The organism is Stenotrophomonas sp. CFBP8994 (assembly GCF_034044835.1).
Lineage (GTDB): Bacteria > Pseudomonadota > Gammaproteobacteria > Xanthomonadales > Xanthomonadaceae > Stenotrophomonas > Stenotrophomonas rhizophila_A.
Map to the genome: position 1 here is coordinate 244587 of NZ_JAXCWT010000004.1, position 26988 is coordinate 271574.

20 protein-coding genes are annotated in these 26988 nt (G+C 66.1%); 12 read left to right on the forward strand and 8 right to left on the reverse strand.

Annotated elements, in window-relative coordinates; all coding sequences use genetic code 11:
- Positions 1–4: 4 nt before the first annotated feature.
- Genes SOM39_RS13170 through SOM39_RS13180 form a run of 3 tightly spaced genes read left to right on the forward strand, consistent with a single transcriptional unit; the run spans position 5 to position 2810 of the window.
- Positions 5–1021 carry a glucokinase gene (locus SOM39_RS13170; protein WP_320458696.1) on the forward strand — a complete coding sequence of 339 codons (1017 nt, stop codon included), beginning with the start codon at positions 5–7 and terminating at the stop codon, positions 1019–1021.
- Between the two features lie 50 nt (positions 1022–1071).
- Complete coding sequence (locus tag SOM39_RS13175; RefSeq protein WP_320458571.1) at positions 1072–2070, forward strand: N(4)-(beta-N-acetylglucosaminyl)-L-asparaginase; 999 nt, start codon at positions 1072–1074, stop codon at positions 2068–2070.
- 2 nt (positions 2071–2072) lie between these two features.
- Entirely contained in the window at positions 2073–2810 is a 738-nt protein-coding gene (locus tag SOM39_RS13180; protein WP_320458572.1) for a copper homeostasis protein CutC, read from the forward strand.
- 385 nt (positions 2811–3195) lie between these two features.
- Here the strand turns inward: SOM39_RS13180 and SOM39_RS13185 are convergent, their stop codons facing one another.
- Positions 3196–6276, reverse strand: a complete 3081-nt coding sequence (locus SOM39_RS13185) for a TonB-dependent receptor (RefSeq protein ID WP_320458573.1) — start codon at positions 6274–6276, stop codon at positions 3196–3198.
- A 353-nt stretch (positions 6277–6629) separates the two neighbouring features.
- On the opposite strand from SOM39_RS13185, the gene SOM39_RS13190 reads away from it, so the two are divergent.
- From SOM39_RS13190 to SOM39_RS13215, 6 genes are all read left to right on the forward strand, one after another.
- Complete coding sequence (locus tag SOM39_RS13190; protein ID WP_320458574.1) at positions 6630–9092, forward strand: GH92 family glycosyl hydrolase; 2463 nt, start codon at positions 6630–6632, stop codon at positions 9090–9092.
- 72 nt (positions 9093–9164) lie between these two features.
- Positions 9165–10232, forward strand: coding sequence for a LacI family DNA-binding transcriptional regulator (locus SOM39_RS13195; RefSeq protein ID WP_093534539.1), 1068 nt, complete (start codon positions 9165–9167; stop codon positions 10230–10232).
- A gap of 43 nt (positions 10233–10275) precedes the next feature.
- A complete protein-coding gene (fucP, locus tag SOM39_RS13200; protein WP_068851456.1) occupies positions 10276–11586 on the forward strand; it encodes an L-fucose:H+ symporter permease in 1311 nt (436 codons plus the stop codon).
- A 7-nt stretch (positions 11587–11593) separates the two neighbouring features.
- On the forward strand, positions 11594–12592 hold the full coding sequence (locus SOM39_RS13205) for a carbohydrate kinase family protein (protein WP_093534499.1): 999 nt from the start codon (positions 11594–11596) through the stop codon (positions 12590–12592).
- On the forward strand, positions 12589–13782 hold the full coding sequence (locus tag SOM39_RS13210; RefSeq protein WP_320458575.1) for an AGE family epimerase/isomerase: 1194 nt from the start codon (positions 12589–12591) through the stop codon (positions 13780–13782). The genes SOM39_RS13205 and SOM39_RS13210 overlap by 4 nt, the downstream gene beginning before the upstream one ends.
- Before the next feature lie 24 nt (positions 13783–13806).
- A complete protein-coding gene (locus SOM39_RS13215; protein WP_320458576.1) occupies positions 13807–16434 on the forward strand; it encodes a beta-mannosidase in 2628 nt (875 codons plus the stop codon).
- Between the two features lie 240 nt (positions 16435–16674).
- Here SOM39_RS13215 and mtnC read toward each other — a convergent pair whose 3' ends face one another.
- From mtnC to SOM39_RS13240, 5 genes are all read right to left on the reverse strand, one after another.
- Positions 16675–17373 (reverse strand): acireductone synthase, encoded by a 699-nt coding sequence (gene mtnC, locus SOM39_RS13220; protein WP_249834203.1) that lies wholly within the window; start codon positions 17371–17373, stop codon positions 16675–16677.
- Positions 17374–17376: 3 nt separating this feature from the next.
- A complete protein-coding gene (locus SOM39_RS13225) occupies positions 17377–17934 on the reverse strand; it encodes an acireductone dioxygenase (RefSeq protein ID WP_320458577.1) in 558 nt (185 codons plus the stop codon).
- Between the two features lie 91 nt (positions 17935–18025).
- On the reverse strand, positions 18026–18664 hold the full coding sequence (locus tag SOM39_RS13230) for a methylthioribulose 1-phosphate dehydratase (RefSeq protein ID WP_320458578.1): 639 nt from the start codon (positions 18662–18664) through the stop codon (positions 18026–18028).
- Between the two features lie 281 nt (positions 18665–18945).
- Entirely contained in the window at positions 18946–20370 is a 1425-nt protein-coding gene (locus SOM39_RS13235) for an amino acid permease (RefSeq protein ID WP_093536223.1), read from the reverse strand.
- Between the two features lie 4 nt (positions 20371–20374).
- A complete protein-coding gene (locus tag SOM39_RS13240; protein ID WP_320458579.1) occupies positions 20375–21850 on the reverse strand; it encodes an amino acid permease in 1476 nt (491 codons plus the stop codon).
- Between the two features lie 163 nt (positions 21851–22013).
- Here SOM39_RS13240 and SOM39_RS13245 point away from each other — a divergent pair, with 163 nt between their 5' ends.
- Entirely contained in the window at positions 22014–22643 is a 630-nt protein-coding gene (locus SOM39_RS13245; protein WP_320458580.1) for an NUDIX hydrolase, read from the forward strand.
- Positions 22644–23375: 732 nt separating this feature from the next.
- Here the strand turns inward: SOM39_RS13245 and SOM39_RS13250 are convergent.
- Complete coding sequence (locus SOM39_RS13250; protein ID WP_320458581.1) at positions 23376–23516, reverse strand: hypothetical protein; 141 nt, start codon at positions 23514–23516, stop codon at positions 23376–23378.
- A gap of 175 nt (positions 23517–23691) precedes the next feature.
- On the opposite strand from SOM39_RS13250, the gene SOM39_RS13255 reads away from it, so the two are divergent.
- Positions 23692–23991 (forward strand): hypothetical protein, encoded by a 300-nt coding sequence (locus SOM39_RS13255; protein ID WP_184123758.1) that lies wholly within the window; start codon positions 23692–23694, stop codon positions 23989–23991.
- Positions 23992–24168: 177 nt separating this feature from the next.
- Here SOM39_RS13255 and serA read toward each other — a convergent pair whose 3' ends face one another.
- Entirely contained in the window at positions 24169–25410 is a 1242-nt protein-coding gene (gene serA / locus SOM39_RS13260; protein ID WP_095363846.1) for a phosphoglycerate dehydrogenase, read from the reverse strand.
- Between the two features lie 173 nt (positions 25411–25583).
- On the opposite strand from serA, the gene SOM39_RS13265 reads away from it, so the two are divergent.
- A complete protein-coding gene (locus SOM39_RS13265; protein ID WP_320458582.1) occupies positions 25584–26972 on the forward strand; it encodes an FAD-binding oxidoreductase in 1389 nt (462 codons plus the stop codon).
- Positions 26973–26988 lie beyond the last annotated feature (16 nt).

A 26988-nucleotide genomic window follows, 5' to 3' on the forward strand; every position in this document is an offset into this window, starting at 1 on the left:
TGCAATACCGTTCCCGGACGCGCATCCGGTCCACCCGCGCGCGGGTTCCCAAGGCGACACGTTGATCGTCGCCGATGTCGGAGGTACCTACGCACGCCTCGCCCTGGCCGACGTGGTGCCCGGCCAGGCGCCGCGCATCCGCAACCTGCGTCGTTTTGCCTGCGCCGAGTTCCCCAGCCTGGCGGCCATCCTCGCCGCGTTCCGGGCCTCGCAGCACCTGGCGCCGGCCAGCGCCGTGGTCGCCATTGCCGGGTTGCTGGAAGGCGACCACCTGGTCAACACCAACCTGCCGTGGCCGGTCTCGGTGGCGGACACGCGTCGGGACGCAGGGCTCGCCACGCTGGAACTCATCAACGATTTCGAAGCCGTCGCCTATGCGATTCCGCACGTGGCAGCGGACACCCTGGTGGCGTTGAACGGCGAGCCGGCCGATGGCAACCGCTGGCCCGCCCTGGTGCTGGGCCCCGGCACGGGGCTGGGCGGCGCACTGCGTTTCGAGGCCGGTGCACGCGCGGTGCTGGCGAGCGAAGCCGGGCATGCCGCGCTCGGCGCCGGCACCGCTCTGGAACTGCAGGTGCTGCAGCAGATGCTGGCGCGCTGGGACCACGTGGACAACGAACGCATCCTGTCCGGCAGCGGCCTGATGAACCTGTATCCCTGCCTGTGCGGCATTCGCGGGGTGGAACCGCAGTGGACCACGCCGGAAGCCTTGATCGCGGCCGCGCACGCGGGCGACGACGCGCTGGCGGTCGAGACGATGGAGGTGTTCTGCGGTTGGCTGGGCAGCCTGGCCGGTGACCTGGCGGTGACCTTCGGGGCGCGCTCGGTGTACCTGGCCGGCGGCATCTCCAGCCACGTGGCCCGTTTCCTCGACGATGGCCACTTCCGCACCCGTTTCCTGGCCAAGGGCGTGATGCGCCGGGTGCTGGAGCAGGTGCCGGTGTGGCGGGTGGAACATGGCGAGCTGGGCGTGGTGGGCGCGGCCGTATGGCACGCCGAACATCGCTGCGCGGCCGCATAAGCATTTTCCCGGCCCTCCCGGGCTGGTTCACGGCGTTGGGAGAGCAACCAGTGACAGATCGTAGACAGTTCCTACAGGCCGGTGCATTGGCCGCAGGCGTGATGGCGTTTCCGCGCGTGCAGGCCCAGGCCAGCGGGCGCGCGCGGGTGGTGTCCACCTGGGATTTCGGCGTAGGCGCCAACCAGGCCGCGTGGAAGGTGTTGTCCACCGGCGGCAGTGCGTTGGATGCGGTGGAAACCGGAGCGCGCTGGGCGGAAAGCGAACTGTGCAATCCGACCGTGGGGCGCTGCGGCAACCCGGACCGCGACGGGGTGCTGAGCCTGGATGCCAGCATCATGGCCGGCGACGGCCGCTGCGGTTCGGTGGCGGCGCTGAGCGAGATCCTGCACCCGGTATCGGTGGCCCGCAAAGTGATGGAACAGACCCCGCACGTGATGCTGGTAGGCGAGGGTGCCCGGCAGTTCGCGGTGCAGCAGGGCTTCAAGCGCGAAAAGCTGCTCACTCCGGCTGCGGAAAAAGCCTGGCGCGAGTGGTTGAAGACCGCGCAGTACACCCCGGAGATCAACGCCGAACGGCGCACGCGGCCAGGCGACAGCAGCAACCACGACACGCTTGGCATCCTCGCCATGGACACACAGGGCCAGCTGGCCGGGGCCTGCACCACCAGCGGCATGGCGTGGAAGCTGCATGGTCGGGTGGGTGACAGCCCGATCATCGGTGCCGGCCTGTACGTGGACAACGAGGTAGGCGCGGCCACCGCGTCGGGCGTAGGCGAGGAAATGATCCGCAACGCAGCGTCGTTCCTGGTGGTGGAACTGATGCGCCAAGGCCGCTCTCCTGCAGAAGCCTGTCGCGAAGCGATCGCACGGGTGGTGCGCAAGCGCCCCGAAGCCAGCAGGACGCTGCAGGTCTGTTTCCTGGCCATGGACCGCAATGGCGAGGTCGGCGCGTACGCGCTGCATCGCGGTTTCGTCTACGCGGTATGCGACAAGGATCGCCAGGACGACCTGCGCGATTCGGCCTCGGTCTACACCAGCGAGCAGACCTGAGCATGCAGCAGCGCACCCTCGAGATCGCCTCGAACTCCGTTGCATCGGCCCTGGCGGCGCAGCAGGGCGGCGCCGACCGCATCGAACTGTTCGACAACCTGGCCGAGGGCGGCACCACGCCGTCCCACGGCAGCATCGCGGTGGCGAGGGACCAGCTACGGATTCCGCTGTTCGTGCTGATCCGCCCGCGCCCGGGCGACTTCCGTTACGACGCCCTGGAAACCGACATCATGCTGCGCGATATCGCACAGTGCCGGCAGCTGGGGTGCGACGGGGTGGTGATCGGCGCCCTGGATGCCGACGGCAACATCGACACCGCGCTGTGCCGCGAACTGGTCGCGGCCGCCGGGCCGCTGGGCGTCACCTTCCATCGGGCATTCGACGCTGCGCGCGACCTGCCGACCGCGTTGGAGCAGGTGGTCGCGCTGGGCTGCCAGCGGGTGCTGAGTTCCGGTGGCCAGGCCAGCGCGGAAGCGGGCAGCGACATGCTGGCCAGGCTGGTCGCCCAGGCAGGTGATCGCCTTTCCGTAATGGCCGGAGCGGGTATTGGTCCGGGCAATGTCGCGGGCATCGCCACGGCAACCGGATGCCGTGAACTGCACGCCTCTGCAAAGGCGGTCCGCGTCTCGGGCATGCGTTATCGCAATGCTGACCTGCGCGGGCTGGACAACGACTGGACGCAGACGGATGCCAACACCGTGGCTGGGTTGCGCGCTGCGCTGGACGGTATCGTCTCGTAAGGCAACAGCAACAGCAGCGTCTTCAATGCTACGAGCAGGGAGGCAGTCGGGCAGCCCCTTACGGGACACGCCGTAAACCCATCCTTGGGGGCTTGGCAAAAACATCCATGTTTTTGACAGTCCCTACAGGGGCCACCCGCCTGCCTCCCCGACGGATTGCGTGTGCGGTTGGCTCAAGCAGCCACGCAGGGCGTGGCTCTACGAGGGTGCAAGCCGCTACGGCGGGGTAGGGTCGGTTCCCAAACGACTGCCGTGAAACCCGCCGCGCCCAGTAACGCATGAAAATAATCGAAGCCGACGCCCAAAAAAAACGACAACCGCCTATGAAAGCGCGGTTGCCGTGGAGGAGCGTTTCCCCTGCCCGAAGGCAGGGTTGGGTTGACGCTTAGAACTTGTAGGTCGCGCCGAAGTACAGCTGGCGGCCCGAGTACAGGCTGGAGATCAGACGGGCATCGGTATCGTTGCCGAGGTGGATGCGCTGTTCTTCCTTGGTGGCATTCAACACGGAGGCGGTGAAGGTCAGCGCGTCGGTGAAGTTGTAGGCCACGTTCAGATCGAGCTGTGCGTACGGCTCGGTGTATTCGGTCATGCCGCCGTTCAGGCCACCGACCACTTCACCGCGACGGTTGTACGAGGCACGTGCCAGGAACTTCTCGTTCTCGTAGAACACCGTCACGTTGGCCTGGTTCTTGGCGCTGCCGACCAGCGGCGACGAACCGATGCTCTCACCATCGAGCACGATCGAGGCCAGGTTGGTGTCGTTGTAGGTGTAGTTGGCCTGCACACCGAAGCCCATGTCGAACGTGTACTGACCGTACAGTTCCACGCCCTGCGACACGCCATCGCGGCCGTTGGCCTGGGTCTCGTAATCCTGCACCGTGACCGACTCGCCGCCGACCACCATCTGCACGTCACGCACCACTGGCACGGTGAAGTTGTCGACGTTCTTGCGGAACAGGCCGATACCCGCGACCGCGCCCGGCTTGAAGTACCACTCCAGGCCCACGTCGAACTGGGTGGCCTCGAACGGCTCCAGGTTCTTGTTGCTGCCGTGGCCCTGCCAGCCTTCCTGCGGCGCGCCACCGGCGACGCGACGGTCGTTGACGTACTCGGCGCTGTAGTAGCTCAGTGCACCCGGCGCAGCAATGCTGGTGTAGCTCGGGCGCGCGATCACCTTCGACGCCGCGCCGCGCAGCACCAGGTTCTCGGTGATGTCCCAGGCGATGTTGAAGCTCGGCAGGAAGTCGGTGTAGGTCTTGTCGGTGCCGATCAGCTCGAACGACTTCTGCCGCGCCAGGCTGTCAGGCAGGCGGACGAAGCCGCTTTCGCAACCGTAGGTCGGGAACGCCGCCGCCGCCGGGTCGGTACACGACATCGGCGCACCGGACGCGTTGTCGAGGAAGTAGTCATTGAAGCGTTCGATCGCATCGCTGGACTGTGCGAACTGCTCGGTACGCACCACGCGCAGGCCGACGTTACCGCGCAGGCGGTCGGTACGGAAGTTGGCCTGGAAGTAGCCGGCGTACACCTTCTCGTTGACGTTGTAGACGAAATCTTCTTCGGTGCGGTTGTGCGAACCGCCGTAGCGGTCGTTGAGGTAGTTGATGTACGCCGGGTAGTTGATGCCCGGGAACACGTTGGCGTCGAAACCGCCGTTGATGCCGCTGATCGGGTTGGACAGGAAGAAGCCCGGCTGCGCGATACCGGCCGTGTTGTCGCAGCCCGCCTGGTAGCGGTTGTTGTCATAGTCGGCGGGGTCGGTGCCCGGGCAGACCCAGTACGTGTTGCCGGTATTGCGGTGGACCTTGCCATCGCTGTACTTGGCGCCGAACTGGAACGAATCCAGCCAGCCGGTCTCGAACAGTTTGGTGAAGTCGGCCTGGAAGTGGTTCTGCTTGATCTCGGTCTGCATCCAGGACGAATCGGTCGAGCCGGTGTCCACTTCAGCAATGCCGTTCATCAGCTGCTGCTGCAGGTCGGGCGAGAACGTGGCCGACGGCGTGCCGGTCAGGTCCCAGGCCGAGTACTGGTTGCCGGTCTGCCACACGCCATCGACACGGCGGCGCGGCTTGGCCGACATGCGGAACTTCATCGACGGGCCACCCTCGGACCAGGTGCGGCCGCCGCTGAAGGACGCCTTCCACAGCGGGCTGATGTCCCAGTCGACGCTCAGGTCGGCGGTCTGCGACAGCGCCTTTTCGCGGCTGTAATCGCCGGTCAGCTGCGGGGTGGGGATGGTGCAATCGTCCGGACCCCAGCCACCCGGCGGCAGGCCGGCGGCGGCAGCTTCGTCTTCACTGCAGTAGTAGGTCTTGCCCGGGATCTTCTCGAACTGCGCGCCGGTGACGATGGAGCCGCTGGGATCCATGGTCAGGCCGTTGAGCAGGCGACCGCCGGCCCAGTTGCCGTCCTGGTTGTAGCGGGCCATGTTCCATTCCGGAATCTTGAGCATGTTCTGGGTGTAGTCACCCTCCAGCTCGAAGCGGAAGTAGTTCGCCGTCAGCGTTACGTTGTCGGTCGGCTTGAACTGGAAGGTCAGCTGACCGCCCTTGCGCTGGCGCTCTTCTTCCTTGACCGCGAAGTTCACCGAGGTCGGCATGTAGAAGTCGGTGTAGTTGCGGCCGTTCTGGTCGTTGAAGCCGGAGTTGCCCCACCAGTAGTTGACGCCCCCCTGGTTCATGTCATTGCCGAACACGTCGCGCGCGGTGGTGTCGGTGCCATACCACTGGTAGTTTTCCGTGGTGGCTTCCATGGTGCGGCTGGTGCGCTTCTGCTGGGTCACGCCGACCAGCACGCCGAAGCGCTCGTCGTCGCTGTGCCAGGAGTAGAGCGCCGACGCCTGCGGGTCGACGTCGCGGCTGTTGTCCGAGGAGGTGCCTTCCAGGGTCACGTAGCCGGAGTTGGACTCCATCTCCAGCGGGCGGCGGGTGTGCAGGATGACCGTGCCGCCGATGCCGCCTTCGTCGATGCGCGCTTCGGGCGACTTGAACAGCTCGGCGCTGGACAGCATGTTCGACGGCAGCAGGGTGTAATTGAACGAACGGCTCGCCTCGTCATTGGTTTCCGAGGTGGCGATGTAATTGCCGTTCAACTGGGTCAGGGTCAGGTCCGGGTCCAGGCCGCGCACGCTGACGCTCTTGCCTTCGCCGCCGTCACGGGTGATCACCACGCCCGGCACGCGCTGCAGCGAATCGGCGACGTTCTTGTCGGGGAACTTGCCCACGTCTTCGGCCGTGATCACTTCGACCACGGCGTTGGCGTCGCGCTTCTGCTGCAGGCTCTTCTCGATGGCGTAGCGGTAGCCGGTCACCTGCACGCTGTCGAGCGTGGTCGCCGAGGGGGTCTCGGACGGGGTGGTGGCCTGCTGGGCGAACGCGGCGGCCGGCACGAAGGCGGCGGCGGCCAATGCGAAGGTGATGGCGGCCGACAACGCGTCGCGGCCGTGTTTGCGGGACATCTGGTTCATTCCACTCTCTCCCTTGGATTGAAGCGTATGGCTGACACGTTGTATCGATCTAAATTCGGAGGCCGAATGGCGTGGGGTTACAGGGTTCCACGCCCGCCGTGGCCGGTTCTGTGACGGTTTGGAGTTGGATCGATCTAAACCGCTGGCGGCGAATTTTTAACACGGCCGGGCCCGGGACGCATGCTGCTGCGCAATATGGACGGGAAGGGGGCAGATGTGCCTATGGCCCCTGGTGGGTGGTCTGTTATGTTGCGCCGCAGAATGCATCCCGCAATTTGTCCATGGTTTACTTAAATCGATCTAAATTCACGTCGTCGTGACTTTGGAGCGATCCAAACCATAGGACCCACTGCATGCGCCGATTGCCGTCCCGCCTTGCCCTTCCGCCCCTGCGCCGCCCGCTGGCGGGCCTGGCCTGCCTGGCCGTGCTGGCCTTCACCCCGATGCTGCAGGCCGCCCCGGCCGCGCTCGAGCGGGAGGTCAACACCTTCATCGGCAGCAAGGATGACGGCAATACGTTCCCGGGCGCCTCGGCCCCGTTCGGCCTGATCCAGGTGAGCCCCATCGGCGAACACTATGCCGGCTGGCGCTATGACGATCCCAAGATCCGCGGGTTCGGCCATTCCTTCCTGTCCGGCGCAGGCTGCTGGGAGCAGGGCGGCCAGGTCTCGGTGCTGCCGGTGACCGGCACCATCGGCCCGGGCGGTGATTTCGATACCGACAACGCCAAGAGCTTCGACCACAAGGCCTACGCCTCCGGTTACACCCACGAAGGCGAAGTCGGCCAGGCCGGCTACTACAAGGTGCGCCTGACCAGCTACGGCGGCATCGACGCCGAAGCTACCGCACGCACCCGTGCCGCCGCCGAGCGCTACACCTTCCCGGCCGACGCCGGTACCGGCCACGTGCTGGTCAACGTGGGCCAGGCCAACGAGCGCCATTCGGTGATCGGCAGCGTGATCGACGTGGTCGGCGACCGCGTGGTCGAAGGCAAGCTGGTCACCAAGAGCTTCTGCGGTGGCCACCAGTACACCACCTGGTTCCGCATCGAATTCGACCGCCCGTTCAAGGCCCATGGCACCTGGGGCGAGGGCGGTGGCCTGCCCGGCGCCCGCCATGGCATGGAAGGCGAGCTCAAGCCCAGCGGCGCGTGGCTGAGCTTCGACCTGTCCAAGGGCCGCGCGGTAACCGCGGTCAGCGCCATTTCGCACGTGGATGCCGAAGGCGCACGCGCCAACCTGCGCAGCGATGGCATGCAGGATGGGCGCCTGCTTGGCTTCGAGCGCATGCGCAGCCTGTCGCAGCAGCAGTGGCGCAAGGAACTGTCCACCGTGCGCGTGGACAGCAAGCATGCCGACGACCGCACCGTGCTCTACACCGCGCTGTACCACGCGCTGCTGCAGCCGCTGACCGGCAGCGATGCCGACGGCCGCTACCGTGGCTACGACGACAACATCCACCGCGCCGAGGGCTGGACCTATTACGAGTATTTCTCGCTGTGGGATACCTACCGTGCGCAGAACCAGTGGCTGGCGCTGACCCGCCCGCAGGTGACCAGGGATATCGGCCGCAGCCTGCTGGCGATCAACGAGCAGGGCGGCTGGCTGCCGCGCTGGGGCTACGCGAACTTCGAAACCAACATCATGACCGGCGACCCGGTCACCCCCTTCATGGTTGACCTGTGGCGCTTCGGCGCGCTGGCCGGGCGCGAAGGCGAGGCCTACACCGCACTGCGCCGCAACGCGTTCGAACTGCCGCCGATGAACTCGCGGCATGCCGGCCGCTCGGGCAACCCGGGCTATGTGGAGAATGGCTACGTCGCCTACGACCGCGCCTTCCCGTCCAAGGGCATGGATGTCGATCCGCACCACGGCGGCTCGGCCACCCTGGAGTACGCCCTGGCCGACTGCGCGCTGGCGCAGATGGCCGATGGCCTGGGCCATGCCGACGATGCCGGCGTGCTGCGCCAGCGCGGCCGCAACTGGCAGAAGGTGTGGGACCCGAGCGTGCGTGACGAGGAAACCGGCATGAGCGGCTTCCCGCGCCCGCGCATGGACGATGGCAAGTGGTACCTGCCGGCCGACGGCCACTACAGCCCGCGCTCGCACCATGGGTTCCATGAAGGCACGGCGTGGCAGTACCAGTGGCTGGCCCAGCAGGACATCCCCGGCCTGGTCCAGGCCATGCACGGCCGCGAGAACGCCGGCAAGCGCCTGGATGCGTTCTTTGCCTACGACGCCCTGCTGCAGTCGCCGCTGCAGGCCGCCCGCAAGGAGTGGGTGGTGGGCCCGTACAGCTACTACAACCAGTACCGCTACAACCCCAACAACGAACCGGACCTGCATGCACCGTGGATGTACACGCTGATCGGCCAGCCGTGGAAGACCGCCACGGTGGTGCGCGCCGCGCAGCAGCTGTTCACCAACGCGCCCAATGGCGTCACCGGCAACGATGACCTGGGCACCATGTCGGCCTGGTACCTGTTCAGTGCGCTGGGCCTGTACCCGGCGGTGCCGGGAAGCGGCGAGTTCCTGCTGCATACCCCGCGCTTTGCCAAGGTCGAGGTCGACCTCGGCCAGGGCCGCACGCTGCGTCTGCAGGCTCCCGGTGCCGACGGCCGCAAGCTGCAGTACGTGCAGGGCGTGCAGGTTGATGGCCAGGCGCATGCCCCGGTGTGGGTGGACTGGAGCCGCCTGCAGCAGGGCGGCACCATCGCCTTCACCCTGGGCGATACCGCACCGGAAGGCGGCTGGGGTACCCAGGTCGACGCCCTGCCGGTGTCGTACTGCGCCACCCCGGGGGCCGCGCTGGAATGAGCCCGCAGGCCGCGATCCGTTGACCGATGTGATCGTTTAGGCTTGCAGGACCATGAGGACGCCGACGCCACGATGAAAAAGGACACTTCCGCTGCCAAGGGAACCCGCGCCAGCACGCCCCGTGCCGGCGCCGCACGTGCGGTCACCGTGACCGACATCGCCGATGCCATCGGCGTGTCGCGCGCCACGGTGTCGCTGGTGCTGCGGGGCAGCCCGCTGGTCAATGTCGACACCCGCGCGCGGGTGGAAGCCGAACTGCGCCGGCAGCGCTATGTGTACAACCGCGGCGCAGCCAACCTGCGCCGCCGGACCTCGACCAGCGTGGCACTGGTCATCAACGACCTGTCCAACCCATTCTTCGCCGAATTCGCTTCCGGTGTAGACGAGGCGCTTGGCGCGAAGGGCTACGTGACCCTGCTGGGCAGCACCGGTGAATCGCCGGTGCGGCAGCAGGCGGTGTTGACCACGCTGATGGAACACACCCCGGCCGGCCTGATCCTGTCGCCGGCCGAAGGCAGCGATGCCACCGAAGTGCGCCAGGCCGTGGGTTACGCCAACGTGCTGCTGTTCAACCGCGAGCTCAAGGGCGGTGACTGGGATTTCCTCACCCTGGACAACCAGCAGGGCGCTTACCTGGCCACCCGCCACCTGATCGAGCAGGGCCATCGCCGCATCGCCTTCTTCGGCGGCCATGCCGAGTCCAGCTCCTGCCACCAGCGCCGTACTGGCTACGCGCAGGCCCTGGCAGAGGCCGGGTTGTCGGTGAAGCCGGACTGGCTGATTGAATCAGCGCCCAACCGGTTGGAAGCCGCGGCGCGTTCGGGCGAACTGTTCGCCGGTGACGTGCCCACCGCGGCGGTCTGCTACAACGACACCGTGGCCCTGGGCCTGATGCTGGGCCTGGCGTCGCGCGGCGTGCAGCCGGGCCGCGATTTCGCGGTGACCGGGTTCGATGACATCTCCGAAGCAGCGGTGGCGTTGCCGCCGCTGACCACGCTTACCGTCAATCCGCGCGAGCGCGGCCGCCAGGCGGCCGAACTGCTGCTGCAGCGGCTGGACGATCCCACCGCCGCACCGCGCCATACCGTGGCCCCGGTGCAGCTCCGTATCCGTGACAGCAGCGGCCCCGCCGTCGGCTGATTCCGTTCCCTTTCACCTGCCCGCACACTGAGGCGCGTTACGCATGCCCATTTCTCCAACGCATCGCCTGCCCACATCGTCATCCACCGCGCCCGTGGTCAACACGCGCATGGCGCTGGCGGTGGCCACCACGATCTTCTTCATGTGGGGGTTCCTGACCTGCCTCAACGACATCCTGATTCCGCACCTGAAGGCGGTGTTCGAACTGAACTACGCCAAGGCGATGCTGGTGCAGTTCACCTTCTTCGGCGCGTACTTCCTGATGTCGCTGCCGGCCGGTCGGCTGGTGGCGCACCTGGGCTACAAGAAGGGCATCGTGGCCGGGCTGGCCATCGCCGCCGTTGGCGCGCTCGGCTTCTGGCCGGCCGCCGAACTGCGGGTGTATGAAGCCTTCCTTGGCGCGCTGTTCGTGCTCGCCACCGGCATCACCGTGCTGCAGGTGGCGGCCAATCCGTACGTGGCGCTGCTCGGCCCGGAACAGACCGCCTCGAGCCGCCTGACCCTGGCGCAGGCGCTGAACTCGCTGGGTACGGCGATCGCGCCGATCTTCGGCGGCCTGCTGATCCTCGGCAACACGGTCAAGAGTGCCGATGAACTGGCCGCACTCGGCGCGGCCGAACAGCTGGCCTACCGCACCCAGGAAGCACAGTCGGTGCAGGGCCCGTACGTGGGCCTGGCGATCGCGCTGGCGCTGCTGGCGGTGTTCGTCTACCTGTTCCGCCTGCCGGCGTTGAATGAAACCACCGAACAGGCCGACCCGGTCAAGCACACCCTGATGGATGCGCTGCGCCACCGCCACGTGACCTTCGGGGTGCTGGGCATCTTCTTCTACGTCGGTGCGGAAGTCTCGATCGGCAGCTTCCTGGTCAATTACCTGTCGATGCCGAACATCGGCGGCCTGACCGAACAGCAGGCCACCGGCTACGTGTCGGCCTACTGGACGATGGCGATGATCGGCCGCTTCGCCGGTTCGGCGATCATGACCCGCTTCTCCCCGCGCCTCCTGCTTACCCTGTTTGCCACCGCCAATGCCGTGTTGCTGGCAGTGACCATGGCCAGCGAAGGGCAGGTGGCGATGTACTCGGTGGTGGCCATCGGCCTGTTCAACTCGATCATGTTCCCGACCATCTTCGCGCTCAGCATCGAGCGCCTGGGCGCGCTGACCAACAAGGCCTCCAGCCTGCTGATCATGGCCATCGTCGGTGGCGCGATCATCCCGTTCCTGCAGGGCCTGCTGGCCGACCGCATCGGCCTGCACCTGTCTTTCATCCTGCCGTTGCTGTGCTACGGCTACATCCTCTTCTACGGCGTGTGGGGCTCGCGCCCGCGCGCCGGTTTCAGCCAGGGGGGCTGAGCGCGTCATGACCAAGATTGTTTGTTTCGGCGAAATTTTGATCGATCTACTTGCGCAGCCGCCGGCCACGCCGGATACGCCGCGCGCGTTCCTGCAGTACGCCGGCGGTGCCCCGGCCAACGTTGCCGTGGCCGCCGCGCGGCTTGGGGCGGACACCCATTTCGCCGGCATGCTCGGCCAGGACATGTTCGGCGACTTCCTTGCCGAGAGCCTGGCCGGTGCCGGGGTCGCCACCGACTGCATCGTGCGCACCGACGCGGCCAAGACCGCGCTGGCGTTCGTGGCGCTGGACGCGCACGGCGAGCGTAGTTTCAGCTTCTACCGGCCGCCGGCCGCGGACCTGCTGTTCCGCGCCGAGCACTTCAGCCCGGCCTGTTTCGACGGCACCCGCAGCTTCCACGTGTGCTCCAACAGCCTGACTGAAGCGGCCATCGCCCAGGCCACGCTCGACGGCATGCAGCGCGCACGTGCGGCCGGTGCGATGGTCAGCCTGGACCTCAATCTGCGCCCCGCGCTGTGGCCGGCTGAAGTCGACCCCACGGCGCAGCTGTGGGAAGCGCTGGTGCTGGCCGACCTGGTCAAGCTCTCGCGCGAGGAACTTGACTACCTGGCCGCGCCGCTGGGCGCCGACGGCAATGCCCTGGTCATCCAGCGCCTGCTGGCGGCCCATGCGCAGGCCGTGGTGGTCACCGATGGCGCCGCCCCGATGCGTTGGCACACCCGCCATGGCAGCGGCGTGGTCACCGGCTTCCAGGTGCCTGCCGTGGACACCACCGCCGCAGGCGATGCGTTCGTGGGCGGGCTGCTGTTCGCGCTCGGTGAGCGCGGTGCCGATGGCGATGCGTTCGTCGACTTCTGCCGCGACGCGGCCGGGCTGCAGGACGCCATCCGTTTCGGTGCCGCCGTTGGCGCGCTGGCCGTGACCCGCAAGGGCGCGTTCGCCGCGATGCCCAGCCTGGCCGATGTCCAGACACTGCTGCAGCAACAACAGGAAACCGCCGCATGACCACCGCTATTCCCGCCCAGCCTGATTTCCGTTCGCCGGAATTCCTGCGCGCGCACATCGCGCAGAGCATGGCGTTCTACCAGCCGCACGAGATCGACCCCAACGGCGGCTTCTTCCACTACTACCTGGACGATGGCACGGTCTACGACGCCAGCCACCGCCACCTGGTGAGCAGCACCCGCTTCGTGTTCAACCACGCCATGGCCTACCGCGAATTCGGCAAGGCAGACGACCTGAAGGCGGTGGAACACGGCATCCGCTACCTGCGTGAGGTGCACCGCAACCCCGTCACCGGCGGCTACGCCTGGACCCTGCGCGACGGCGTGGTCGAAGATGCCACCAACCACTGCTACGGCGTGGCCTTCGTGCTGCTGGCCTACAGCTGCGCGTTGAAGGCCGGCATCGGCGAAGCCCGTGCGTGGATGGATGAAACCTGGGCGCTGCTGGAAACGCGCTTCTGGGAACCCGAATTCGGCCTCTACAAGGACGAAGCGGACGCCGAGTGGAACTTCAGCGACTATCGCGGCCAGAACGCCAACATGCACATGTGCGAGGCGATGCTGGCTGCGTTCGAGGCCAGTGGCGAAGCCCGCTACCGCGACCGTGCGCTGTTGCTGGCCGACCACATGACCCGCCGCCAGGCGGCGCAGGGCAACGGGCTGGTCTGGGAGCACTACGACCGCAACTGGCAGATCGACTGGAACTACAACCTCGACAACCCCAAGCACCTGTTCCGCCCGTGGGGTTTCCAGCCCGGCCACCAGACCGAGTGGGCCAAGCTGCTGCTGATCCTCGACCGCCATGTGCAGGCCGACTGGCTGGTGCCAACCGCGCGCCACCTGTTCGATACCGCGGTGGCGCGCAGCTGGGACGAAGCGCGCGGCGGCCTGTACTACGGCTTCGCGCCGGATGGCACGGTGTGCGACGACGACAAGTACTTCTGGGTGCAGGCCGAATCGCTGGCCACCGCGGCGCTGCTGGCCGCGCGTACCGGTGACGCGGTCTACTGGGACTGGTACGACAAGCTCTGGGCGTACGCCTGGCAGCACATGATCGACCACCAGTACGGCGCCTGGTACCGCATCCTGGATGCGGACAACCGCAAGTACAGCAACGAAAAGAGCCCGGCCGGCAAGACCGACTACCACACCATGGGCGCGTGCTACGAAGTGCTCAACGTGGTGCGTTGAGTTGACCTTACAGTGAGGCGATGCATGAAGCGTTGGGCGTGGAGCGTTGGAGTGGTTCTGTTGCTTGCGCTTCATGCGCTCCCCGCGGGCGCGGCGCAGCTGCAGGCGCAGTGGTCGTTCCGGCTGCTGCCGGGCAACGCGCAGCTCAAGGCGCATCCCGAGGCGGGCCAATGGCGGCCCGCGTCGGTGCCGGGGTCGGTGCATACCGACCTGCTGGCCCACAAGCTCATTCCGGACCCGTATGCCGGTGCGCCCGAAGCCGGGCTGCAGTGGATCGGGCTGGCCGACTGGGAGTACCAGGCCCGTTTCGACGTGGACGCCGCCACCCTGGCCGACGCGCATGCCGAACTGGCGTTTGAAGGCCTGGATACCTTTGCGGAAGTGAGCCTCAACGATCGGGCGCTGCTGCGCGCCGACAACAGTCACCGCACCTGGCGGGCACGGGTGGATGGTCAACTGAAGGCCACCGGCAACGTATTGCGGATCGTGTTCCGTTCGCCGATCACCACGCTGCTGCCCGGCGTGGAGGCAATGCCGCACAAGATCGCCGGCAACTACCCCTCGCCGTATGGCGATGAGCCGCGCGATGCGATGGTCGGCAACTTCGTGCGCAAGCCCGGTTACCACTTCGGCTGGGATTGGGGCCCGCGTTACGTGACTGCCGGGATCTGGCGCCCGGTGCAGCTGGAGAGCTGGAACGCGCAGAGGATCACCGACGTGGCCGTGCAGACGCTGGCGCTGGATGCGCGCCGCGCGGATCTGACGGTGGCGGTGGAGGTGGACAGCGCGGCACCGCGCAACCTGCCGCTCAGTGTGTCGCTGCTTGATCCGGATGGGCAGGTGGCGGCGACGGTGAAGCAGACGGCGTCGCTGCGTGCAGGCCAGCAGGTGCTGTCGGTGCCGGTGACGCTGGACCGGCCGCGGCGCTGGTGGCCGGCAGGCCATGGCGAACAGGCGCGCTACACCGTGCGCGTGGTTGCCGACGCGGGAACCGCCGATGAGTCCGAATACCGCATGCGCACCGGGCTGCGCACGGTGGAGCTGCGCCGCGAGAACGATGCCAAGGGCGGGCAGGGCTTCGCCTTCGTCATCAACGGCGTGCCGATCTTCGCCAAGGGCGCCAACGTCATTCCGTTCGACATGTTCCCCGCGCGGGTCGATCCGGCGCGCATCCGCCGCGAACTGACCGCCGCGCGCGACGCCAACATGAACATGCTGCGCAACTGGGGCGGTGGCTATTACGAGGATCAGGTGTTCTTCGACATCGCCGACGAACTGGGCCTGCTGGTATGGCAGGACTTCATGTTCGGCGGCGGCATGCAGCCGGGTTACGATCCGGCGTTCCGCGCCAACGTGGTGGCCGAGGCGCGCGACAATGTGCGCCGGCTGCGCGCGCATCCCAGCGTGGTGCTGTGGTGTGGCAACAATGAAGAAGAGACCGCGTGGAAGGACTGGGGCCATGGCCGCGACCTGAAGGCGGCCGATCCGGCGTTTGCCGGACGTGTCTGGCAGGGCTACGTCGACCTGTTCGGCAACGACCTGCGCAAGGTGGTGGCCGAGGAAGGGTTGGGCGTGCCGTACTGGTCCAGCTCGCCGAGCAACGACCTCGATACCGTGGCCAACGACTCCACCCGCGGCGACAAGCACTATTGGCAGGTATGGGGCAATCCGGCGCTGCCGGTGCAGGCCTACCTGCGTGAGACCCCGCGTTTCATGTCCGAATACGGCCTGCAGGCGTGGCCGGTGCTGCGCACGCTGGAGGGCATCATTCCGGCGGATGAGCTGCGCGTGGACAGCGACACCGTGCGCGCGCACCAGAAGTTCATGGCAGGCGAGGGCAACCAGCGCCTGCTGCAGTACGTCGAGCGCGAGTTCGGCACGCCGCGTGATTTCCCCGACTTCGTCTACCTGAGCCAGGTCATGCAGGCCGAAGGCATCGCGCTGGCCGCGCTGCACCACCGTGCCTCACGCCCTTACACGATGGGTTCGCTGTACTGGCAGCTCAATGACGTGTGGCCGGGTGCGTCCTGGTCCAGCATCGATTACGCCGGGCGCTGGAAGGCGCTGCATTTCCATGCGAAGCGGTTCTTTGCGGACCATGCGGTGGCGGCATTGCGTGACGATGGCGTCACCCGCGTCAGCCTGCTCAATGACCTGCAGCAGCCGCTGGAAGCGCAGTGGCGGTTGCGGGTGATGGATGTGGATGGTCGCCAGGTTTCGCAACAGCAGCATGCAGTGACGGTGCCGGCACTGTCGGCGCTGGAGGTCGGGCGTTTCACCGATGCGCAGCTGCTGGGCAAGGCGGCTCCCGCGCGAACCGTCGCGGTGGTGGAACTGCTGGAGGGCAAGCGTGTGCTGTCGCGCCAGGTGGTCTACTTCGCGGCCGCCAAGGACATGCAGCTGCCGAAGGTACAGATCGACAGCCGCTGGACCCAGGACGGCGATGCCATCGTGCTGGAGCTGCGCGCGGCGCAGCTGGCACGCGGCGTGTGGGTGGATTTCGACGGAATGGACGCCACCCTGGACGACAACGCCATCGACCTGGTGCCGGGCGAGCCGGTGCGGATCAAGGTGAAGGCCGATGCCGAGCTCGAAACGCTGCGCAACGCGCTGCGGATCCGCTCAGTAGCCGACGCGATGGCGGTTCAGTGACCATCCGGCATCGTGCGGGATGGGCGGCGTGATGGATTTGGGGCTGGGGATCGGTAGGGTCGGTTCCCAAACGACTGCACGTAACGATGATCGGCGCTGGGACGCATGACCTCAAACGGAGAGACGTTTTCGCCGGAGGTCATGCGTTAAAGAAGTCACGACCGCTATCGGCAGTCGTTTGGGAACCGACCCTACCGAAATCGTTCGTGCGATATTCCGATACTGATCGCGTGGCCTGGATTACAGCGTGATCTGCTGGAAATTTTCCACGCGGTCGTGGCCGTGCGTGGCTTCGCCGGTACGCGGCAGCGGGTAATCGTCCAGGCGGTCCAGCAGACGGGTCTGCAGGCCGGCTTCACGGGCTGCATCCAGCTCTTCGACCACGTCCGACAGGAACACGATCTGCCCGGCCGGCACGCCGATGGCCTTGACGATGTTGCGGTAACTTTCCGCCTCGCGCTTGCCGCCGATCTCGGTATCGAACCAGCCCGACACCAGCCCGGTCAGGTCGCCGGCCTCGCTGAAGCCAAAGAACTGCTTCTGCGCCGGCACCGAGCCGGACGAGTACACATACAGCGGCTTGCCCTCGGCATGCCAGCCGCTCAGCACTGCCGCCACTTCAGGATAGAAGTGCGCCTTGTACTCGCCGTTGCGGTATCCATCTTCCCAGATCATGCCCTGCAGCGCCTTCAGCGCCGTGTGCTTGCGATCCTGGTCGATCCAGCCCTGCAGGGTTTCCACGATGAGGCTGTCCTGGCAGGCACCGCCGATCTCCACCGCCACCGCATCCAGCCAGCGACGCACCTCCGGCTGCTGGCCATGCGCGGCGACAAACGCCGGCAACGCCTTGCGCGCATACGGAAACAGCACGTTCTTCACGAACGAAATGCTGCTGGTGGTGCCTTCGATGTCGGTGAGGATGACAGTGGGGTGGGGCATGGATCAGGACGCCTTGGTCGGAACGTAACGGGGGAATTTCTGGGCGATGTCCGTGCCGGTGAAGTGCCCGACCCAGCCATCCGGCTCGGTGAAGAAGCGGATCGCCACGAAGCTGGGCTCATCGCCCATGTCGAACCAGTGCGTAGTGCCATCCGGCACCGCGATCAGGTCGTTCTTCACGCACTCGATCTCATAGACCTTGTCGTCCACGTGCAGCGTGAACAGCCCCGAGCCGGCCACGAAGAAGCGGACCTCGTCTTCCTTGTGGAAGTGCTCGTCCAGGAACTTCTTCCGCAGCTCGGCGCGGTTGGGGTTGTCCGGCGCGATCGAGGCCACGTCCACGCTCTTGAAGCCGTGCTGGGCCACCAGCCGGTCGATGTCGCTGCGGTAGGCAGCGAACACCTCGTCCTGGCTCGCGCCCGGCAAAACCTCATGGGCTGCCTGCCAGCGTTCGAAGGTCACCCCGATCTTCTCCAGCTCGGCGGCAATCAGCGCGCCGTCCTGGGTATCCAGCACCGGGGATTGGGGTTCATCGTGATCGTAAATGCGCAGTCGGCTCATGGCGGCAGCTTGAACGGCGAGGGGGACCTCAAAGAGTATCAGCGGCCGGCCCTGAATGGGGGCGCGACCTGATGACGCTGGAGCATGTAGCTCAGGGCCCGCGCAGCTTGCGCAGCTCCAGCTCGCAATGCAGCAGGAACTCGAACGCCTCCATGTGCCGACGTGCTTCGGCCATGTCCCGGCCCCAGGCGTACAGCCCATGCCCGTCGATCAGATAGCCCCACATGCAGCCCTCGTCGAGCTTCTGCTCGACCTTGGCGGCCAGCTCGTCCATGTCCTGGGTGTTGGCGAACACCGGCACGTCCACGGCGGTTTCATGGGTGCTGTTGCCGTGGAAGGCCTTCAGCAGCTCATACCCCTCCAACCGGATATGCCCATTGGCCGCATACAGCCGCGAGGCAATGGTCTGCACCGGCGAATGGGTATGCAGTACGCAGCCAATCTCCGGGAACCGGCGATACAGCTGGGTATGCAGCAGCGTCTCGGCAGACGGACGCAGCGGTCGGCCCACGGCCTTGCCGTCGAAGTCCACCACCATGATGTCGTCCTCGATCAGCCGGCCCTTGTCCTTGCCGGACACCGTGATCGCCGCATGCTGGTCATCCAGGCGGTGCGAGAAATTGCTGCTGGTCGCCGGCGTCCACCCGGCGTGGGCCAGTTCGCGGATGTTGTCGATCAGCACCTGGGCCAGTTCGCTCAGACGAGCCGTGTCGTAAGGGGTGTCGTTCATGGCGGGCATTTTAACGGCGTCTGGCGTTAAAAGCAGGTTCCCGGGCCGGTCAGGACGTCACGACCAACGGTCGTGACCTACCGCTTTGGCCCTTGGCGCCGTCACCCGTAGCGTGTCGAAGGGTGGGGCGGGTTGGGTTTGCGGGGGTGTGAGCCGCATGGATGCGGCGACCAAGCCCCCATGGATGGGTTTACGGCGTCCCCCGCAAACCCAACCCGACCCGCCCAGAACGACGGAAACGGCAGAGCCGACGCTCTGGCTCTGGCCGTTGCACCGGACGTTCAGCCGCGCAGGCGGCTGTGCTTGTAGCTGTAACCGAAGTAGATGGCGAACCCGATCACGGTCCAGATCCCCATCAGCATCCAGTTGTGCATCGTCATCGCCGACAGCAGGGCCAGGCAGCTCAGCACGCCCAGGCTGCAGATCAGCCAGGCCGCCGGAATGCGGAACGGGCGCGGCAGGTCCGGCTGCGTGCGGCGCAGGATCAGCACGCCCGCGCAGACCGCCGCGAACGCGATCAGCGTCCCCATCGAGGTCAGCTCGCCCAGCACGTCCAACGGGAACAGCGCCGCCAGCAGCGCAATGCCGATGCCCGTGATCACCGTATTGATGTGCGGCGTGCGGTACTTCGGGTGGATCGTCGTGAACACCTTCGGCAACAGACCGTCGTTGGCCATGATCATGAAGATGCGCGGCTGCGCGATCACCATCACCAGCACCACCGACGACAGCCCGATCAACGCACCGATTTCCACTACCACCCGCAACCAGCCCAGCGTCGGGTGCGCCGCCACCGCCGTCACCACCGGCTCGTCCGTGCCCAGCAGCGTGTACGGCACCAGCCCGGTCATCACCGCCGCCATCGCGATGTACAGGATCGTGCAGATCACCAGCGACAGCAGCATGCCGATCGGCATGTCGCGCTGCGGCCGGTGCGATTCCTGCGCCGCCACCGACACCGCCTCGAAGCCGATGTAGGCAAAGAACACCATCGCCGCACCGCGCAGCACGCCTTCGAACCCGAACTTTCCCGGACCTTCGTTGGCCGGAATGAACGGCGTCCAGTTGGCCGGGTCCACGTACTTCCAGCCGACCACGATCACCAGAATGATCAGGCCCGTTTTCAGCACCACCATCGCCATGTTCATCGCCGACGACTTGCTGATGCCCACGTAGCACAGCCACGTCAGCAGCAGCACCAGGATCGCCGCCGGCAGGTTCGCGATCGCCCCCGTGGGGCGCAACTGCCCATCCAGCGGCGCACTGACCAGCGCCGATGGCAGGTAGATGTCGAAATGACTCAGCAGGCTCAGGAAGTAACCGGTCCAGCTGACCGCCACCGCCGACGCCGACACCCCGTATTCCAGCACCAGCATCCAGCCGATGAACCACGCCGCCAGCTCGCCGAAGGTTGCATAGGTATAGGTATAGGCGCTGCCGGAGACCGGCACCATCGACGCGAACTCCGCATACGCCATCGCGCAGAATGCGCAGCAGATCGCCGCCAGCACGAAGCTCAGCATGATCGCCGGGCCCGCATGGTTGGCCGCCGCCTGCCCGGTGATGACGAAAATGCCGCCGCCGATCACCGCGCCGATGCCCAGCGCGGTCAGGCCCCAGGGCCCCAGCGTGCGCTTCAGGCTCAGCCCGTTCGCATCTTCATGGGCGGCGTGCGGGTGCTTGGTGGCCCACAGTTGCTTCAGCATGGGATCACGACACCTTGTTGAGCTTGCTGTGGCGGATGCCGTAGCCGAAATAGATCAGCAGGCCCAGCACCGTCCAGCCCACGAACAGGTGCCAATGCACCACGAACGCCTGCCAGAACAGGAACAGGCACGACAGCGCGCCCACCGGGCAGATCACCCACACCAGCGGCACCCGGAACGGCCGGGTCAGCTCCGGGCGCGTGTAGCGCAGCACCAGCACGCCGATGCAGACCGTGGCGAAGGCCAGCAGGGTGCCCATCGAGACCAGCTCGCCCAGCACGTTCAGCGGCATCAGGCCCGCCAGCGCAGCAGCCAGCACGCCCACCACGATCGTGGCCCAGTACGGGGTACGGAAGCGCGGGTGGACCTTGCCGAACAGCTTCGGAATCAGGCCGTCGCGCGAGATCGTGTAGGCGATGCGGGTCTGGCCCATCATCATCACCAGCACCACCGAGGACAGGCCGGCGATGGCGCCGATCTCCACGGCGGTCTTCAGCCAGGACAGGCTGGCATACGGCTCCAGCGCGGTCGCCACCGGCTTGTCGGTGCCCAGCAGGTGGTACGGCATCATGCCGGTCAGCACCGCGCACACGATGATGTAGACGATGGTGCAGACCGCCAGCGAGCCAAGCAGGCCGATCGGCATGTTGCGCTGTGGGTCCTTGGTTTCACCGGCCGCAGTGGAAACCGCATCGAAGCCGATGTAGGCGAAGAACACGATGGTGGCCGCACGGAACACGCCGCTCCAGCCGAACTCGCCCGGCACGCCGGTGTTTTCCGGAATGAACGGGGTCCAGTTGGCCATGTCGATGTGCTGCGCGCCGAAGCCGATGAACAGGCAGATCACCGTGACCTTGATCGCCACGATGATCGCGTTGACGAACGCCGACTGGGTCACGCCCACGTACAGCAGGCCCGACACCGCCGCCACGATCAGCACCGCCGGCAGGTTGAACAGCTTGCCGGAGGAGATGAACTCCTGCCCGGTCCAGCTGATCGGCGCCGCGCTGAGCGCGTCCGGGAATGGCATGTGCAGCGTGGTGGTGATGAAGCTGATGAGGTACGCCGACCAGCCCACCGCGACCGAGGCCGAAGCGAACAGGTATTCCAGCACCAGGCACCAGCCGATGAACCAGGCCATGCCTTCGCCCAAGGTGGCGTAGGAGTAGGAGTAAGCGCTGCCCGAGACCGGCATCATCGCCGCGAACTCGGCGTAGCACAGGCCCGCCAGGGCGCAGGCGAAGCCGGCGATCACGAACGACAGCATCACCGCCGGGCCGGCGTGATTGGCGGCCGCCTGGCCGGTCAGCACGAAGATACCCGCGCCGATCACGGCGCCAATACCCAGCATGATGAGATGTTTCGCCGTGAGGGTCCTTTTCAGCGAGGCTTCGCCGTCCAGGCTGCCTTCAATCGGTTCGCCGGCATCGACGTGCCCGGCCGGCTCGACCGGTTTGACCCTCAACAGAGACTTCAGCATGCAGTGCTTCCCAGGTGGACGTTGGTGCGGGGCGGGCCCCGCGAAATCGAAAGGCAAGTGCGCGATACGTTGCCGCGCCCTTGAGTGGTGACCGGCCGCCCCAAAGGAACGGCCCGCTGTACCTTAGCCAAAGCTGAAGCCTGCGCACAAGCGCAAATGCAGCATGCCGGGCGATAATCTGCCAAATCCGTCCGATTGCCCGGTTGCCATGTCGTCAAACCCTGAATCCGTTGTAGCACTTGACGCCGCCCTGCGCGGCCAACTGGCCGATTACGCCCGCCGGCACCCCGAACACGCCGACTTGGCTGACGAATTCAGCACATTGCTGGACGACCCGGAAAACCCGTTCCTGCGCGACCGCCTGGCCGGCCATTTCACCGGCAGCGCCTGGCTGGTCAGCGCCGATGGGGCGCGGGTGTTGCTGACCCACCACCGGAAGTTGAACCGCTGGCTGCAGCTGGGCGGGCACGCCGATGGCGTCCGCGACCTGGCCAGGGTGGCGCTGACCGAGGCCGAGGAGGAATCCGGGCTGACCGGGTTGGTGCTGGAGGACGGGGCGGTGCTGTTCGATATCGACAAACACTGGATTCCGGAACGGCATGACGTGCCCGGCCACTGGCACTACGACGCCCGCTACGTGGTGCGGGCGGTGGGGAGTGAGGTTTTCGCGATCAGCGAGGAGTCGCTGGCGCTGGCCTGGCGCGACGTCGCCGACGTGGCCAATGCCGCAATCGAGACGCCGGACGGGGACGATTCGTTGCCGCGAATGGCCAAGCGCTGGCTCGCACGGTGACCCGGTAGGGTCGCATCCCGATCGACCGCCGACCGTGTTCGAGCGTCCGGTTGTGGCATGACCGTTGGCGGAAACAACGCGTTTCGATCGGAGGTGATGCCTTCGTCGCGCCGATCACCGTTATCGGCGGTCGATAGGGATGCGACCCTACCAATGCGTCATCGCACGAACCGTCGTTCCGTCCCGTTCGCGTCATCGCACGAATCATCGTTGCGCCGCCTTTGGGTAATCGCACGAAATCCATCGGCACGCATCGGTAGGGTCGCATCCCGATCGACTGCCGACCGTGGTGCAACGTTCGGTTGTGGCATGACCGTTGGCGGAAACAACGCGTTTCGTTCGGAGGTCATGCCTTTGTCGCGCCGATCACCGTTATCGGCGGTCGATAGGGATGCGACCCTACCAATGCGTCATCGCACGAACCGTCGTTCCGTCCCGTTCGCGTCATCGCACGAATCATCGTTGCGCCGCCTTCGGGTAATCGCACGAAATCCATCGGCACGCATCGGTAGGGGCGCATCCCGATCGACCGCCGACCGTGGTGCAACGTTCGGTTGTGGCATGGCCGTTGGCGGAAACAACGCGTTTCGTTCGGAGGTCATGCCTTCGTCGCGCCGATCACCGTTATCGGCGGTCGATAGGGATGCGACCCTACCAATGAGTCGCCGAACGTGATCGACCAGCACGCAATGCACCGGTAGAGTCGCATCCCAATCGACTGCCGACGGTGTTTCAGCGTTCGGTTGCGGCATGACCGTTGGCGAAGAAATGCGCGTGCAACCGCACCGATTGCGACATGCAGTAGGCACAGCCTACTGAAACTCCAATATCCTTCGGAACAAGCAATTTCCCATCGCGTTCGATATCGCGCATGGTTTGCTCAGGAGCCTGAAATCTCCTTAGAACGAACGCAATGTGGAAGTCCTTTGTCGGGAGGGTGGTGGAATAAAACACCCTCGCGGGAATACGCCATGCCGATGTTCTAAACGGTTTCAGCCTCCCGACTCCCTCGCCATTCCGGCGAGGGAGACTTCCTTGGAGGTGGCAAATGCGTCGCTCAAACTCGGACTTACCGTTAAACGAACAACCCAAAACCGGCATCGGCCTGCACGCGCCGGAACATCTGCGGATCGGCTCGTTCAAGCATCCCGGTGGTCATCGGCTGCCCGACGGCGGGCGCATCCCGTGCGTGGTGCTGCGCGGCATGTGGCTGGACCGCTTTGAACTGCCCGTAGGCGGGCGCGTGATGGTGCAGGTGGAACCGAAGCGGATCACGCTGACGCTGGATGAAACGCCCATCCCGGTGCCGTACCGCTACCAGGACCACGTGCCCAAGCGCGCGCGATAAGTCCCCGCCCTGGTAGGGTCGCATCCCGATCGACCACCGGCCCTGTTTCCACGTTCGGTAGGGCATGACCATTTGGCGAAGAAGCGCGTTTCCCCCAGAGGTCATGCCGCCATCGCGCCGATCACCGTTATCGGCAGTCAATTGGGATGCGACCCTACCCGTGGGCCGGCTATCGCTTCAATACAGAACGCGCGTACGCAGCGTGCCCGGAATCGCCGCCAGCTCTTCGCGCACAGCAGTGGCCTGCTCCTCGCTGGCGGTGATGTCGATCACCACGTAGCCGACCTTCGGGTCGGTTCGCAGGAACTGGCCATCGATGTTGACGTTGTGGCGCGAGAAGATCTCGTTGACCTTCGACAGCACGCCCGGCACGTTCTGGTGGATGTGCAGCAGGCGCAGGCTGTCTTCGTGCTCGGGCAGGGTCACTTCGGGGAAGTTGACCGCCGACAGGGTGCTGCCGTTGTCGCTGTAACGCACCAGCTTGGCCGCCACTTCCACGCCGATGTTGTCCTGCGCTTCCAGGGTGCTGCCGCCCACGTGCGGGGTGAGGATGACGTTGTCGTGCGCGGTCAGCGGCGACACGAAGGCATCGCCGTTGCCCTTGGGCTCCACCGGGAACACGTCCAGCGCCGCGCCACCGATGTGGCCCGAGCGCAACGCCGCATCCAGCGCATCGATGTCGACCACGGTGCCGCGTGCGGCATTGATCAGGTGCGCGCCCGGGCGCATGCGGGCCAGCTGCGGCGCGCCGATCAGCCACTGGGTGGCCGGCGTTTCGGGCACGTGCACGGTGACGATATCGGCGCGGGCGAGCAGGTCGTCCAGGTCGATGGCAGCGCGGGCGTTGCCCAGCGACAGCTTGGTTTCGATGTCGTGGAAGATCACCTGCATGCCCATGGCTTCGGCCATCACGCCGACCTGGGTGCCGATATGGCCATAGCCGATGATGCCCAGGGTCTTGCCGCGCACTTCATGGCTGCCGGCGGCCGATTTGGACCAGCCGCCACGATGGCATTCGGCGTTCTTCTGCGGAATGCCACGGGTCAGCATGATCGCTTCGGCGATCACCAGCTCCGCCACGCTGCGGGTGTTGGAGTAGGGCGCATTGAACACCGGAATGCCGGCCAGCTCGGCTGCCTCCAGGTCCACCTGGTTGGTGCCGATGCAGAAGCAGCCCACCGCCATCAGGCGCTTGGCATGGGCCAGCACGTCGGCGCTGAGCTGGGTGCGCGAGCGGATGCCGACGATGTGCGCTTCGGCGATGCGCGCCTTCAGTTCGTCTTCGGGCAGGGCCTTGCTGTGCAGTTCTATCTGCGAATAGCCGGCCGCACTGAACACGTCGATGGCCGTCTGGCTCACCCCCTCCAGCAACAGCACGCGGATATCCTGCTTCGGGAATGAGGTCTTCTTCGGCGACATGGGCAAGCGGCAGCATGTTGGGCGGGAGCTGCCCACTATGCCAGATCGGGGCGGGGATGGTGCGGTGCGCCATGGGGCGGTTTGACGGTTTCAGATGCGACCAATTGTTGGCGAGGTCGCACGACTAACAGTCGTGCGCTACCCTTTGGGATTGCCTTGGCCTCTCTGTTCATATGACTGATCCGCGCCTTGATTTGCTGTTGCAGGACTGCCCCGGGCTGCGGCTCACCACCGAGCCGGCCGAGCTGGAGCATTACGGGCGCGATTGGACGCGGCGTTGGACGCCGGCACCGCTGGCCATTGCGCTGCCGGGCAACGTGGAAGAGGTGCAGGCCATCCTGCGCTGGGCCAGTGCCCAGGGCGTGGCGGTGGTGCCCTCCGGGGGCCGTACCGGCCTGAGCGGCGGCGCGGTCGCGGCCAACGGCGAGCTGGTGCTCAGCCTGGAGCGGATGAACAAGGCGCTGGCCTTCGATGCCGTGGACCGCACGCTGACCGTGCAGGCCGGCATGGCGCTGGAAGCCGTCCACAACGCAGCGCTTGAGCACGGCCTGATCTATCCGGTCGACTTCGCCGCACGCGGCTCCTGCTCGATCGGCGGCAATATCGCCACCAATGCCGGTGGCATCCGGGTGATCCGCTACGGCAACACCCGCGAGTGGATTGCCGGCCTGAAGGTGGTCACCGCCAGCGGTGAGCTGCTCGAGCTGAACAAGGGGCTGATCAAGAATTCCAGCGGTTACGATTTCCGCCAGCTGCTGATCGCCTCCGAGGGGACGCTGGGCGTGATCGTGGAAGCCACGCTCAAGCTCACCGATCCGCCGCCGGCCAGCAACGTGATGCTGCTGGCGTTGCCGTCGTTCGAGGTGCTGATGCAGGTGTTTGCCGCGTTCCGCGAACGCATGCAGCTGCAGGCCTTCGAATTCTTCACCGACCGGGCGCTGGAACACGTGCTGGCGCATGGCGCGCAGGCGCCGTTCGCCGAGGTGCATCCGTTCTACGTGGTGACCGAGTTCGCCGCCGGCGATGAGGTGCAGGAGGCTGCGGCGATGGCCGCGTTCGAGGCCTGCATGGAGCAGGGCTGGGTCAGCGACGGCGTGGTCAGCCAGAGCGATGCGCAGGCCGCCCAGCTGTGGCGCCTGCGCGAAGGGATCACCGAGGCGGTGGCGCGCTACAAGCCGTACAAGAACGATGTGTCGGTGCGGATTTCGGCCATGCCGGCGTTCATGGCGCGCACCCAGGCGCTGATCGGGCAGGCGTACCCGCACTTCGACGTGGTCTGGTTCGGCCATATCGGCGACGGCAACCTGCACATCAACGTGCTCAAGCCCGATGCCACCGACGATGCGCAGTTCCTGCAGCAGTGCGAGCACGTGACCAAGCTGCTGGCGCAGGTGCTGAAGGACTTCGATGGCAGCATTTCTGCCGAACATGGCATCGGCCTGGTCAAGAAGGGCTACCTGGACAGCACCCGCGGCGAGGCGGAAATCGCGCTGATGAAGGCGGTCAAACGAGCGTTTGATCCCCAAGGGTTGCTGAATCCGGGCAAGGTATTCGACCTGTAGCAGGCGACAGAATTTC